13 protein-coding genes are annotated in these 12,441 nt (G+C 73.8%); 6 read left to right on the top strand and 7 right to left on the bottom strand.

The features are described from left to right. Positions 1–138: 138 nt before the first annotated feature. The 4 genes from OG386_RS12215 to OG386_RS12200 form a co-directional block, all read right to left on the bottom strand. Positions 139–222: a putative leader peptide gene (locus OG386_RS12215; protein WP_312847410.1), complete on the bottom strand. Its 84-nt coding sequence runs from the start codon at positions 220–222 to the stop codon at positions 139–141. Between the two features lie 257 nt (positions 223–479). Continuing rightward, the gene (locus OG386_RS12210) at positions 480–1,043 is read right to left on the bottom strand and encodes a GNAT family N-acetyltransferase (protein WP_328788183.1); all 564 of its coding nucleotides are present in this window, start codon (positions 1,041–1,043) and stop codon (positions 480–482) included. A 5-nt stretch (positions 1,044–1,048) separates the two neighbouring features. Beyond that, positions 1,049–2,311 (bottom strand): GAF domain-containing protein, encoded by a 1,263-nt coding sequence (locus tag OG386_RS12205; protein ID WP_328793227.1) that lies wholly within the window; start codon positions 2,309–2,311, stop codon positions 1,049–1,051. Positions 2,312–2,670: 359 nt separating this feature from the next. Next, the gene (locus OG386_RS12200) at positions 2,671–4,314 is read right to left on the bottom strand and encodes an acyl-CoA dehydrogenase family protein (RefSeq protein ID WP_328788182.1); all 1,644 of its coding nucleotides are present in this window, start codon (positions 4,312–4,314) and stop codon (positions 2,671–2,673) included. 17 nt (positions 4,315–4,331) lie between these two features. On the opposite strand from OG386_RS12200, the gene OG386_RS12195 reads away from it, so the two are divergent. Continuing rightward, positions 4,332–5,447 carry a YihY/virulence factor BrkB family protein gene (locus OG386_RS12195; RefSeq protein WP_030011916.1) on the top strand — a complete coding sequence of 372 codons (1,116 nt, stop codon included), beginning with the start codon at positions 4,332–4,334 and terminating at the stop codon, positions 5,445–5,447. A gap of 25 nt (positions 5,448–5,472) precedes the next feature. On the opposite strand, the gene OG386_RS12190 is transcribed toward OG386_RS12195, so the two are convergent. After that, complete coding sequence (locus tag OG386_RS12190) at positions 5,473–6,306, bottom strand: class I SAM-dependent methyltransferase (protein ID WP_328788181.1); 834 nt, start codon at positions 6,304–6,306, stop codon at positions 5,473–5,475. 176 nt (positions 6,307–6,482) lie between these two features. On the opposite strand from OG386_RS12190, the gene OG386_RS12185 reads away from it, so the two are divergent. Further along, entirely contained in the window at positions 6,483–7,220 is a 738-nt protein-coding gene (locus OG386_RS12185) for a helix-turn-helix domain-containing protein (protein WP_328788180.1), read from the top strand. On the opposite strand, the gene OG386_RS12180 is transcribed toward OG386_RS12185, so the two are convergent. Then, positions 7,151–7,552 (bottom strand): VOC family protein, encoded by a 402-nt coding sequence (locus OG386_RS12180; protein ID WP_328788179.1) that lies wholly within the window; start codon positions 7,550–7,552, stop codon positions 7,151–7,153. The two genes, OG386_RS12185 and OG386_RS12180, sit on opposite strands and share 70 nt — an antisense overlap. A gap of 76 nt (positions 7,553–7,628) precedes the next feature. Next, on the bottom strand, positions 7,629–8,174 hold the full coding sequence (locus OG386_RS12175) for a hypothetical protein (protein ID WP_328788178.1): 546 nt from the start codon (positions 8,172–8,174) through the stop codon (positions 7,629–7,631). An 89-nt stretch (positions 8,175–8,263) separates the two neighbouring features. On the opposite strand from OG386_RS12175, the gene OG386_RS12170 reads away from it, so the two are divergent. The 4 genes from OG386_RS12170 (at position 8,264) to rsgA (ending at position 12,417) form a co-directional block, all read left to right on the top strand. Next, on the top strand, positions 8,264–9,541 hold the full coding sequence (locus tag OG386_RS12170; protein ID WP_328788177.1) for a sensor histidine kinase: 1,278 nt from the start codon (positions 8,264–8,266) through the stop codon (positions 9,539–9,541). Continuing rightward, positions 9,529–10,185, top strand: a complete 657-nt coding sequence (locus OG386_RS12165) for a response regulator transcription factor (protein WP_328788176.1) — start codon at positions 9,529–9,531, stop codon at positions 10,183–10,185. The genes OG386_RS12170 and OG386_RS12165 overlap by 13 nt, the downstream gene beginning before the upstream one ends. Continuing rightward, positions 10,182–11,027 (top strand): hypothetical protein, encoded by an 846-nt coding sequence (locus OG386_RS12160; RefSeq protein WP_328788175.1) that lies wholly within the window; start codon positions 10,182–10,184, stop codon positions 11,025–11,027. Before OG386_RS12165 ends, OG386_RS12160 begins: the two co-directional genes overlap by 4 nt. A 271-nt stretch (positions 11,028–11,298) precedes the next feature. After that, positions 11,299–12,417, top strand: coding sequence for a ribosome small subunit-dependent GTPase A (gene rsgA / locus OG386_RS12155; protein ID WP_405789175.1), 1,119 nt, complete (start codon positions 11,299–11,301; stop codon positions 12,415–12,417). Positions 12,418–12,441 lie beyond the last annotated feature (24 nt).

The following is a 12,441-nucleotide window of genomic DNA, read 5'->3' as shown; positions in this document are numbered from 1 at the left end:
CGAGCGGGTGCGGCTGATTCCCGCTCCGCGCCGGGATTGCCGGCGGGCAGGGCGGTACTACGGCCTCAGGGGGCTAGCGGGTGATCGGCGCGTCCGCGGCGGCGGGGACGACGGCGATGTGCGGCGTGGCTGGTTCCGTCAGCGCGCCGGACAGATGGCGCTGGACATGCGGCCGAGGTCGACGTGCCGCCGACTCACCAAGGCAATTCCAGCTCCATTCATGGCGGAAGCGTGTCATGTGCCGATTGGAGGAGTCCACTACTGTCCACGATCCGGACGAACTCGTCTCGAATCATGGGACGACGTGACGGGGGTCACCTATCGAAGTCAGCGCCGCCGGCCCGGAGGGGCTGGAACCAAGCCCCTCCCGGGGGCACCTCCCAGCAGTAGCCGGGGGAGTTCGAGGAGCGGGGCTGCGGGGGCGGAGCCCCCGCAGCGGCGCCGCACCCCCCGGGCCCCGCCGACCGGCCCCGGAGGGGCTACGCGCCGGGCCAGGGGCCGGGGGTCGGGGTGTCCACCTTGGACTCCGTCTCCGTCTTGAAGACCTTGAAGCCGCGCCGCTCGTAGTTGCTCATCGCCGTCGGCCCGTCCTGGCTACAGGTGTGCACCCACACCCGCCGGGTGGGCTCCCGCTCCGGCCAGCGCTCCGCGAGGGACCACGCGCGGGCGACGCCCACCGACAGCAGGTGCCCGCCGATGCGGCGGCCACGGAAGTCGGGGAGGAGGCCGAAGTACATGATCTCCACCACGCCGTCGTCCTGCGGGTCGAGCTCCACGTACCCGGCCGGCGTGCCCCGGTCGTACGCGACCCAGGTCTCCACCCCCGGCCGGTCCAGCTGCTCCACCCACTGCGCGCGGGTCAGGGAGAGCCGGTCCGTCCAGTGGATGTCGCCGCCCACCGAGGCGTACAGGAAGCGGCTGAACTCGGGGGAGGGGACCTCCGCCCGTGCGATGGATATCTCCGGGCCCGCCGGAGCCGCCGGGACGAGGTCCGCCGGAGAGGTCATCTCCAGCGACCAGGTGGTGAGAGTGATGGTGCTCATGCAGCTCAGGGAATCATGCCCGGCCCCGCGCGGCCCAGGCGGGCCCGGACCACCGCGGGCGCGGTCGAGTGCGGGAGCAGCGCGGCCGGGTCCTCGGGGCGGATCAGCTCCACCTCCACGTCCTCCGCGAACCGGTACGGCCGGTGGGTGAGGACGCCCGCGAGGTGGCGGCGTACGCGGGACAGCTCCGCGCGGACCGTCACCGTGCGCGTCGGATCCCCGAACAGCTCGCCGGCCAGCTCAGCTGCCGAGCGCCCCCGCGGGCTCTGCACCAGCAGGAACAGCAGCTCCGCATGGCGCGGGCTCAGCTCCTGCGACCAGCTCCCGGACGGTCCGTACACCGTCACCGACCAGCATCCCGCCCGGCTGAGGTCCAGGACGATCCGGGTCACCGCCGTGCTGTGTCGGTCCTGGGCGACCCGCAGCAGCCAGCCGCCGGGCAGGGGCTCCACCACGCACTCCCCGAGTCGCGGCACCCACACCCGGCCCGGCCCGAAGCCCTTCGGCAGCGGGATCCGCTCCGCCGGGGCCAGGCCCGTCACCGCCGCCGTCCAGCCGTTCGGGTCCACGGCCAGCGCCCGCCCCGGCAGCCGGGCCAGCAGCGGGGCCGCCACCGTCCGCAGCTGCTCCAGCGACTCCAGGTGCCGCAGCCGCAGCTCCCGCTCCGCGAGCCGGGCCACCGAGCTCACCCACGCCAGCGTCGCCGGGTGCATGGTGGCCAGCGGACCGCTGACGTCGACCACGCCCAGCAGCCGCCCGTCGCGCGGGTCCCGTACGGGCGCCCCGGCGCAGGTCCAGTCGTGGTGGCTGGAGACGAAGTGCTCGGCCGAGAACACCTGCACCGGGCGCCGGGCCACCAGGGCGGTGCCCACCCCGTTCGTGCCGACGACGGCCTCGTCCCAGTCCGCCCCGACCGCGAAGCCGAGCCGGTCCGCCTTGCGCAGGATGGAGGAGTGGCCCTCCCGCCACAGCAGCCGCCCGTCCGCGTCGGCGACGACCATGATGTGCAGGGCCTCGTCCAGGGTCGGCAGCAGCCCCTCGCGCAGCACCGGCAGGACCTCCCGGAGCGGCGACACGTGCCGCCGCTCCTCGGTCTCGGTGGCCGACAGCATCCGCGAACGCGCGTCCCGGTCCGGGTGCACCCCGCCGGCCAGCATCCGGCGCCAGGACTCCGCGATCTCCGGCCGGGGCGCGGCCGGGGGGCGGTCCCCGGCCAGTGCCGCCGCCCGCACGCCCTTGAGCAGACGTGCCGCGGCCCGCGCGTCCATGGCCCAGATGCGTGCCGCATCGACCGTGCTGCCTGTGGTGTCGGCCACCGGAACCTCCCCGTGCGAACAGGACGTACGACGCAAGCCGCCCGGGCGGCTCGCGCGTGCCGCTTCCCCCGGGCACCCCCGACGGACGGCTGCCGACTCCAAAGGTTGCAACGGTATGCAACTCTCGCCAAGTCCCGGTCGGTCGACCGAAACTGTCCGGACGCCGCAGAGCGGCGTGCCGGCTCCTCCTCGGGGCTTCGGATCAGGGGTGGTGCCGAGTCGGCGCGGCGCCACCCCTGTACCGGTGATGGGCCCGGATCCCGGCTGGGAGCGGTTTGGGGACCGCCGTGGAGCCCGACGGGGGCTCTCTCCTAGCCTGCGATCCGCGCCCGTTCCACCACCGCGCGCAGGTCCAGGCTGTGCGGCAGCGTGCCGAAGGCCGCGCCCCAGTCGCCGCCCAGCCGCGAGGCGCAGAAGGCGTCCGCGACCTCCGGCGGGGCCCACCGCACCAGCAACGATCCCTGCAGCACCAGCGCCATGCGCTCGACCACGCGGCGGGCCCGCGCCTCGATGCCCTCCAGATCGGCGAGATCCGTCAGCAGGTCCTTGATGGCCGAATCCAGCCGGTGGTCGGCGCCCCGGGCCAGGCCGACCTCCTGGAGGAAGGCGTTCAGCGCCTGCGGCTCGCGCTGGAGGGCGCGCAGTACGTCCAGCGCCTGCACGTTGCCCGAGCCCTCCCAGATGGAGTTCAGCGGGGATTCGCGCAGCAGTCTGGGCAGTCCCGACTCCTCTACGTAGCCGTTGCCCCCCAGACATTCCAGGGCTTCCGCCACCATCGGCGTACAGCGCTTGGTCACCCAGTACTTGGCGGCGGGCACGGCGAGGCGCAGGAAGGCCTTCTCCTGTTCGGTCGCGGCGTCGTTGGCGGCGGCCAGGCGCAGGGTCAAGGTGGTGGCGGCCTCCGACTCCAGGGCGAGATCGGCGAGCACGTTGCGCATCAGCGGCTGGTCGATGAGCGGTGCTCCGAAAGCAGAGCGGTGCTCCGCATGGTGCACCGCCTGCGTCAGGGCCTGCCGCATCAGCGAGGCCGAGCCGATGACACAGTCCAGCCGGGTCGCCGCGACCATCTCGATGATGGTCCGCACCCCGCGGCCCTCCTCGCCGACCCGCCGCGCCCAGGTCCCGTCGAACTCCACCTCGCTCGACGCGTTCGACTTGTTGCCCAGCTTGTCCTTCAGCCGCTGGATCGCGAAGACGTTGCGCGTACCGTCCGGCAGCACCCGCGGCACCAGGAAGCACGTCAGCCCGCCCGGGGCCTGCGCCAGCACCAGGAAGCCGTCGCACATGGGCGCCGAACAGAACCACTTGTGCCCGGTCAACAGGTACTCGCCGGACGCGTCCAACGGCACCGCGGCCGTCGTGTTCGCCCGTACGTCGCTGCCGCCCTGCTTCTCCGTCATCCCCATGCCGAAGAGGACACCGCTCTTCTCGGCGGCCGGTCGCAGCCCCTGCTCGTACACGTGCGAGGTCAGCCGCGGCTCCCATTCGGCGGCCAGCTCCGGATCGGCGCGCAGCGCCGGCACGGCGGCGTGCGTCATCGAGATCGGGCAGCCGTGCCCCGCCTCGGCCTGCGACCAGATGAAGAAACCGGCGGCCCGGCGCAGATGTCCGGCCGGACGCCCCCAGGCGTCGGTGAGCCCGGACGTCACCGCGTGCCCGAGCAGCCGGTGCCAGGACGGGTGGAAATCGACCTCGTCGATCCGGTTCCCGTACCGGTCGTGCGTCCTCAGCTTGGGCGGATTCTCGTTCGACTGCACACCCCATTCCTGGGCCTGCGCGGAACCGGCCGCCCGCCCGAGGTCGGTGAGCTCCTGCCTTACCTCGCCGAGGAGTTCGGGGTCCGCGGAGGCGAGGTGGCGCTCGACGCCCTCGGTGAGGGCCCGATCGCCGCCGTAGACGTCGTACCCCACCAGGGGCGGGGCCTGGTTGCTGACTGTGTGGGTGGTGGCTGCCATGCGGATACCGTAAGGACGTGCAGCCAGCAAAAGAAACACCCGAGCGGATCCCAGGACGGCTCCACCGGGCCCGCGCCCTCTACCGCAACGTCTCGATGCGGAAGATGGGCTGGCTGTTGCTGAAGGACACCGTCAACTCGTGCATCGAGTACCGGATCCTCGGGCTCGCGGCCGAGGCGGCGTTCTTCACGCTGCTCTCGCTGCCCCCGCTCTTCCTGGGCCTGCTGGGTCTGCTCGGCTACGTGGACGGCTGGACGGACACCCGTACGGTGGAAAGCATCGAGGAGAACATCCTGGCGGCGGTCGGCACGGTCCTGTCCGACCGGGGCGTCAACGACATCGCGCGGCCCCTGCTCGACGACGTCACCCGCAGTGGCCGTCCCGACCTGATCTCGCTCGGTTTCGCCTTCGCCCTGTGGTCGGGATCGCGCGCCGTCAACGTCTTCATCGACACCATCACCGTGATGTACGGGCTCGACGGCCAGCGCGGCATCGTCAAGACCCGGCTGTTGGCCTTCCTGCTCTACATCATCGCCCTGCTGATCGGCGCGATCGTGCTGCCGCTGATGGTGGTGGGGCCGGACGCGGTGGTCCGGCTGGTGCCCTGGGGCACCGAAGTGATCGCGGTCCTGTACTGGCCCACCGTGACCTTGCTGTCCATCGCCTTCCTCACCACGCTCTACCACGTGTCCGTGCCCGTGCGCTCGCCGTGGATCGAGGACGTGCCGGGGGCGCTGGTGGCCCTCGCCATGTGGGTGCTGGGCTCGTTCCTGCTGCGGATCTACCTCACCAACACGGTGGAGGGGCCGACGATCTACGGATCACTGGCCGCGCCCGTGGCCGTGCTCCTGTGGATCGGCATCTCGGCCTTCGCGGTGCTGGTCGGGGCCGCCGTCAACGCTGCGATCGACCGGGTCTGGCCCTCCGTGGCCACGGCGGCGGCGCGCGAGGCGAACGAGCGGGCCCGGGAGGCGGAGGCCGCCCAGCTGATCGCGCGGGCCGCCGCCTGGCGGGCGATGGCGGAGGGCGAGTCGGAGGACGACGAGGACGACGGGATGCCGTCGGAGTTCCCGGAGCGGTGGTCGAAGTTCCTGCCGCCCGAGGACTACCACTCCCGGCTGCGCAAGCACTGAAGGGCCGGACGACGGTGGGGAAACGCTACGCCGGGCCCTTCACGCCCCAGGCGGTGAGCAGGCCGGGGGAGAGCGCGGCGCAGTCCGGGGAGTCCAGGTAGCGGATCGCCGCGTCGATCGCCGCGTCGTCGACCAGCCCGGTGGCCGTCATCGGCTCCCGCGCGCGTTCCCACGTACCGGCCCAGAAGCGGCTGATGGGGCTGCCGGGCAGCAGCGGGGGGACGAGGATCTCGGCCCCCACGGACAGCAGACCGGCCTCCCGCAGGTGCTCGGGGTACTCCGGTACCCAGGAGACGTCGGTGCCCAGGCTGTCCCCGAGCCCCTGCCACATCGCCCGCATCACCCGCCCGTACGTGGTCGTCGGCGCGGCGGGGGTGGTCAGGTCGACCGCGTCGCCGAGGACCAGGACACCGCCCGGGGCGACCAGGGAGGCGAGCTTGCCGATCATCCGCGGCCAGTTCCGCAGGTGCATCAGCACGAACCGGGCGTGCACCAGCTGGAACCGTCCCGGACTGAAGTCCAGGGCGGTGACGTCCGCCTCCAGTGGAGTGAGCCCGGGCGCCGGGTGCGCCCTGAGGAAGGCCGTGTCCCGGTCGACGGCGAGGACCTCCGAGACCCCGGCCCGCTCCAGCAGGAGCCGGGCGACCGTCCCCGTCCCGGCGCCCACGTCCAGGCAGCGCCAGCCCGGCCCGGCACCCAGCGCGCGCAGCCGTGCCAGCGTGAAGTCGTCGTAGGCGAGCGCGCCGAGGTCGATGCGGTCGTCCTCGCCCGCCAGCTCCGGCCGGAACACCGCCTCGCCGTAGCGGCCGCCGGTCACCGCCTCGGGACGCGGCGGCGGGTCGTCGTCGGGCAGGTTCACGTCCGGACCTCTTCACGGGGCGGGGAACGGGGATGGGGCGGACGCGTCGGACGCGTCGGATGCGGCCCGCATCGGCCGCATCCGCCGCCCCACCGATCCTCCACCGGCGCCCTCCCGCCCCACCGAGGCGCGCCGGGCCTGATCCGAAAGAGACGCCCGGTCCGTAACCTGGAGCGGTGTACGAGGAAGCGCCGTCCGCGGCCGTTCCCGGAGCCGTGCTGTGGCGCGCGACCGCGGGCGGCGGCTCGATGGTGCTGCCCGACGGCTGCATGGACCTGCTGTGGGCCGACGGGCGGCTGCTGGTGGCCGGACCCGACACCGGGCCGCATCCGGCCGGGGAGGTCCCCGGCGGCACCTTCGCGGGGATCCGGCTCGCGCCCGGCACCGCGCCCGCGCTGATCGGCGTACCGGCGCACGCGCTGCGGGACCGGCGCGTCGAGCTCGCCGACCTGTGGCCCGCGGGCGCGGTCCGGCGGGCGTCGGCGCTGGTGGAGGGGTACGGGGACGTACGCGCGGGACTCGAAGCACTGGCCCGCGCCCGCGCCGCCGATGCCGGTGCGCCCGACCTGCTGACCGCCGAGGTCGTGGCCCGGCTCCGGGCGGGGGAGACGGTGGCCGCGACCGCCCGCGCCGTCGGCCTCGGGCCGCGGCAGCTGCACCGGCGCTCGCTCGACGCCTTCGGGTACGGCCCCCGGACGCTCGGCCGCATCCTGCGGCTGCGCCGGGCCCTGGCCCTGGCCCGCGCGGGCCGGCCGTACGCCGAGGTCGCCTGCGTCACCGGGTACGCCGACCAGGCGCACCTCGCCCGAGAGGTGCGGGCGCTGGCCGGGACGACCCTGCGGGCCTACGCCGCCGGAGCCGACGGGGCGAAGAGCGAGACCCCGCAGCCGTCCGGGTCGAGGACGACGGCGTAGCGCTGGCCCCAGAAGGCGTCCCAGGGCTTCAGGTGTCCGGTGTGCCCGGCGGCGGTCAGTGCGGCGTAGAGCGCGTCCACCTCGGCGGGGGAGTCGCACAGGAAGGCCAGGTCCCGGCGGCCGTCGCCGGTGGGCGGGGTCCACGACGGGTCGAAGGAGCGGACGGTGTCCTCCGTGTCCCACGCGATCCGCAGGCCCCCGGGCAGGACGGCCTCCACGTGCGGCAGGCCGTCGGCCTCGGCCGGGACGTCCAGCCCGAGGCGGCGGTAGAAGGCGAGCGAGGCGGCCATGTCGGAGACCACCATGCCGATGAGGTCGAGTCGAGGAGTCATGGCAGCAGGCTAGGCGGGCACCGGGCGGCCGTATTGAACGAATCGGACACCGGCGGCGCCGTGTCACGCCCCGGCATCAGCGCGGTCGGCGCGCCGCCACCACCGCGCAGACGACCGCCAACGGCAGCTCCGCGCCCGCCGCCAGCAGCAGCGCCATCCCCTGACCGTCGGTCCCGGCCGAGGTCGTGACGTCGAACCAGGCGTCCATCACCAGCAGCGCGGCCGTCGCCGCCGCGACCGGGGACGCCCGGGGATCCTGCCTGCGCAGCAGCGCCCCGGTCCCGGTCAGCCCGGCGGCCAGCATCAGGTCCAGGCCGATCCACGCCGTGGACCAGTTGGAGACCTCGCTGGTCTGCGGCATCGTCTTCGCCAGCACCACCACCCAGGGCAGTAACACCAGGCCGGCGCCGGTGAGTACGGTGGCCGTCCGGGGGGCGCGGGGCGTGCGGGCGGCGCGGAGGATGCGGACGGCGCGGGGAGCGCGCGGAGCGCGGGGGGTGCGCCAGGCGCGGGCCTGCGGGGTGACGAGGGCCATGACGAGGATCTCCTTCCGGCCCGGCGGTCCGTTCCCCGGGCACACCACCAGCCTCGTCGGCCGGGCCCGCAGAATCAGTAGCCCCATGATCCGGATCGGGGGTGGCACCAGGTACACCCCCGTACGGGTGCCCGCGTGATGGCATGCCCCTGATCAGTGCGATTACCGTACGGGGCATGGCAATTCGCGGGGGTGCGCCGAGGCGTACGTACACCTGGATCACGGCGCACGCGCCGTGGTCGGCATGGGCCTGGCGCAACACGGGCTTCACCGCGGCCGCGATCCCGGCCGCCCTGCCCGTGCTCCTCGGCCTCACGTGCACCATCACGGCGCCCGGGCCCGGCACGATCCCGCCCCTGTTGATCCTGCTGCTCGGCCCGCTCCTCACCCGGCTCCAACGCAGCCGGTTCCGGGCCTTGCTCGGCCTCGAGGTCCCCAAGGTCGAACGGGAGGGCGGCCGGCCCACCCCGTTCGGACTGGTGCGGCAGATGCGCTCCGAGGCGACCTGGCGGCAGTACGGCTACCACCTGCTGGTCAGCCCGCTCGCCGCCGTCGCCGGCGCGCTGGTGGTGCTCGCCTGGGCCTTCGGCGTCGCCGCCGCCTGCATCTACGGCTGGATCTGGATCCTGCCCACCGAGACCCGAACTCCCGGCTGGAGCAACGACTACGACGCCATCACCTGCGGCGGCGTCCTGCTGCTGCTCGCCGCGCCCTGGCTCGCCGCGCTCTTCGCCCGGCTGGACGCCGCCGCTGCGGCCGCCCTCCTCGGCCCGAACCGGGCCCGCGAACTGGAGCGGCGGGTCGAGGACCTCGCGGAGAGCCGGGCCGGGGTGCTGGACGCCGCCGACCTCGAGCGCCGACGGATCGAACGGGACCTGCACGACGGAGCCCAGCAGCGACTGGTCGCCCTGGCCATGAACCTCGGCATCGCCCGCGCCACCCTCCCCGACCTCCCGGCCGAGGCCAAGGCCGTCATCGACGAGGCGCACCGCGAGGCGAAGGAGGCCATCGAGGAGCTGAACAGCCTGGTACGGGGCCTGCATCCGGCCGTGTTGGAGGACCGCGGGCTCGACGCCGCGCTCTCCGGGATCGCCGCCCGGGCCCCGTTCCCCGTCGAACTGAGCGTGGACATCGGGCAGCGGCCCGGGGCCACCGTGGAGGCCGTCGCCTACTTCGTGGTCTCCGAGACCCTGGCCAACGTCGCCAAGCACGCCCGGGCGGACCACTGCCGGGTGCACGTCGTCCGCGGTCCGGCACCGGACGCGTCCGCCCGCGGCGGGGACCTGCTGCGGATCACCGTCACCGACGACGGGGTGGGCGGCGCCGACCCCGCCCGCGGCACCGGTCTGGTGGGGCTGCACAAACGCGTAGGGTCCGTCGACGGAACCATCAAGATCGAAAGCCCCCTCGGGGGTCCGACCGTCATCACCGTGGAGCTGCCGTGCGGGCTGTGATCGCCGAGGACTCCGTCCTCCTGCGCATAGGACTCGTCAAAGTCCTCGAAATGGCCGGGTTCGAGGTGATCGCCGAGACCGGCGACGCCGAGGGTCTGCTCGCCGCCGTCGCAGAACACTGCCCCGAACTCGCCCTCGTGGACGTGCGGATGCCACCCAGCTTCACCGACGAGGGCGTCCGGGCGGCCCTGATGATCCGCCAGGAGAGCCCCGGCACGGCGGTGCTGCTGCTCTCGCAGTTCGTGGAGGAACGCTACGCCGCCGATCTGCTGGCCGCCCAGACCGGCGCCGGCATCGGCTACCTGCTCAAGCAACGGGTCGCCGACGTCGAGGAGTTCATCGACGCCCTGCGCCGCGTCGCCTCGGGCGGCACCGCACTCGACCCGCAGGTCGTCGCCCAGCTCCTGCTGCGCCGCGGCGGCGGCCCGGACCCGCTGGGCCGGCTCACCCCGCGCGAGCGCGAGGTGCTGGCCCTGATGGCCGAAGGCCGCTCGAACGCCGGCATCGCGGCCGAACTCGTCGTGAGCGAGAGCGCGGTGGCCAAACACATCAACAGCATCTTCGCCAAGCTCGACCTGCCGCAGGCCGACGGTGACCACCGCCGGGTCCTCGCGGTCCTGCGCTTCCTGGACGGCACGCCGTGACTCCGTCCGCAGCCGAAGGGTCCCGCCGCAGGCACCGCCTGGCCTGGATCACCGCCGCTGCGCTCAGCGCGGTCCTCGTGGTGGTACCGGCCACCTGGCAGGTGTGGTCCTGGGGGATCGGGGGTGCCCGGAGCGACACCCTGCGCGGCGGCAGCGGCGGCCGCCCAGTGACCGCGCTGGAGATCGTGGGGGGCGACGCGGACATCACCGTCACCCCCCGCGCGGACCACGAGGTCGGCTACCGGGCCACGGTCAGCTGGTCCCTCAAGGCGCCCACCATCGAGGAGAGCCGGCTCGGCGACACCCTGCGGCTGACCCCGCACTGCCCCGGCGAAGGCTTCTGGCCGGGCGCCGGGGCCGGCTGCTCGGTCCAACTGGCGGTGACCGTACCCGTGGACATCCCCGTGAAGGTGACGACCCGTTCCGGCCGGATCGCGCTCAGCGGGCTGGGCGGCGCCGTCGACACGGAGGTCGACTCCGGCCGGGTCGAGATCGTCGGGCTGCGCGGCGCCCTGCGCGCCAAGGTCGGCTCCGGCCGTCTGCAGGCCACCGGCCTGACCTCGCCCCAGGCCGAGATCCGGGTCGGCTCGGGCCGGGCCGTCGCCACCTTCGTCACCCCGCCCGACGAAGTGACGGCCCGCGTTGGCTCCGGCCGCCTGGCCCTCACGGTGCCCGAGGCCACCCGCTTCAAGGTCCGCTGCGAGGCCGGAGCCGGCCGCTGCGAGGTACCGGACGCCCTGCGCGACGCCACGTCGCCCCACAGCCTGGACATCGAGGCCGGTGTCGGCCGCGCCCAGGCGGCGTACCCGGACGGGCCCTGGGCGGCGCCCGACGACTCGTGAATCGCTGCACGGGAAGGCCGCCCGAAAAAGAAGTGGCCCCCGCCGGAGCGGGCTTGTTACGGTGGATCAGTTCCCGCCGATCGGTGGGGAACGATCAGCTTGTGCATGGACCCGGAGGTGAGTTCGTTGATGACTGTCATCGCGCAGGGCGCTGCCCGCACTCAGAAGACCATCAATGTCACTTCCGTGGTCTCCGGCTGACCTCACACCTCTTCGCGCGCCGCCACTGAGCGAGCGCCCGCGGCCGGGGCCACCCTGTGAAGGGTTTCCCTTGTCTTTCTCCGCTTTCCTGTCCTCCTTCCCGCACGCCTCGCTCTCGCACGCCCTCGCCCCCCTCGGCTGGGACGACGCGTGGGAGGCCGAGTTCGCCCCGTACGCAGAGCAGGGCCTGTTGCCCGGCCGCGTCGTACGCGTCGACCGCGGCCAGTGCGACGTCATGACCGCGGACGGCATCGTCCGCGCCGACACCGCCTTCGTCACCCCGCACGACCCGCTCCGGGTCATCTGCACCGGGGACTGGGCCGCCGTGGAGGCGGCCGGCAACCCCCGCTACGTGAAGGCGTACCTGCCGCGCCGGACCGCCTTCGTACGGTCCACCTCCTCGCAGCGGTCCGAGGGGCAGATCCTCGCCGCCAACGTCGACCACGCCATCATCGCGGTCTCCCTCGCCGTCGAGCTGGACCTCGGGCGCATCGAGCGCTTCCTGGCCCTGGCCTGGGAATCGGGTGCGCAGCCGCTGGTCGTCCTCACCAAGGCGGACCTGGTCCCGGACGCGGCGACGCTCGGGCACCTGGTCCAGGACGTGGAGGCCACCGCGCCCGGCGTCCAGGTACTGACCGTCTCCTCCCTCACGGGGGAGGGTACGGACGTACTGGCCGCGATCGTCGGCGACGGCACCAGCGTGCTGCTCGGCATCTCGGGCGCCGGCAAGTCCACCCTGGCCAACGCGCTGCTCGGCGCCGAGGTCATGGAGGTGCAGGCGGCCCGCGAGGTCGACGGCAAGGGCCGGCACACGACCACCACGCGCAACCTGCTCGCCCTGCCGGGCGGCGGCGTCCTGATCGACACCCCCGGACTGCGCGGCGTCGGGCTCTGGGACGCCGAGACCGGGGTCGGCCAGGTCTTCTCGGAGATCGAGGAGTACGCGGAGCGCTGCCGCTTCCACGACTGCGCGCACGAGGCGGAGCCGGGGTGCGCGGTGCTGGCCGCGCTGGAGTCCGGCGAGCTCGCGGACCGCCGGCTGGAGAGCTACCGCAAGCTCCTGCGGGAGAACCAGCGCATCGTGGCCAAGACGGACGCCCGGCTGCGGTCGGAGATCCGCCGCGACTGGCGCCTGAAGTCGGCGGAGGGCCGGGCCAACCACGCTGCGAAGCGGGGCGGCCGCGTCTGACGCGCAGCCGGGGCGGGGTGCCGC

The sequence above is a fragment of the Streptomyces sp. NBC_00273 genome (genome assembly GCF_036178145.1).
In the GTDB taxonomy this organism is placed as follows: domain Bacteria; phylum Actinomycetota; class Actinomycetes; order Streptomycetales; family Streptomycetaceae; genus Streptomyces.
This window is presented reverse-complemented; position numbering and strand designations above follow the sequence as displayed.

Excerpts from the sequence above, each read along its gene's own strand:
- OG386_RS12200 (WP_328788182.1), bottom strand. The coding sequence starts at position 4,314 with ATGGCAGCCACCACCCACACAGTCAGCAACCAGGCCCCGCCCCTGGTG.
- OG386_RS12205 (WP_328793227.1), bottom strand. The coding sequence starts at position 2,311 with ATGGACGCGCGGGCCGCGGCACGTCTGCTCAAGGGCGTGCGGGCGGCG.
- OG386_RS12215 (WP_312847410.1), bottom strand. The coding sequence starts at position 222 with ATGAATGGAGCTGGAATTGCCTTGGTGAGTCGGCGGCACGTCGACCTC.
- OG386_RS12175 (WP_328788178.1), bottom strand. The coding sequence starts at position 8,174 with ATGGGGCTACTGATTCTGCGGGCCCGGCCGACGAGGCTGGTGGTGTGC.
- OG386_RS12210 (WP_328788183.1), bottom strand. The coding sequence starts at position 1,043 with ATGAGCACCATCACTCTCACCACCTGGTCGCTGGAGATGACCTCTCCG.
- OG386_RS12180 (WP_328788179.1), bottom strand. The coding sequence starts at position 7,552 with ATGACTCCTCGACTCGACCTCATCGGCATGGTGGTCTCCGACATGGCC.
- OG386_RS12170 (WP_328788177.1), top strand. The coding sequence starts at position 8,264 with ATGGCAATTCGCGGGGGTGCGCCGAGGCGTACGTACACCTGGATCACG.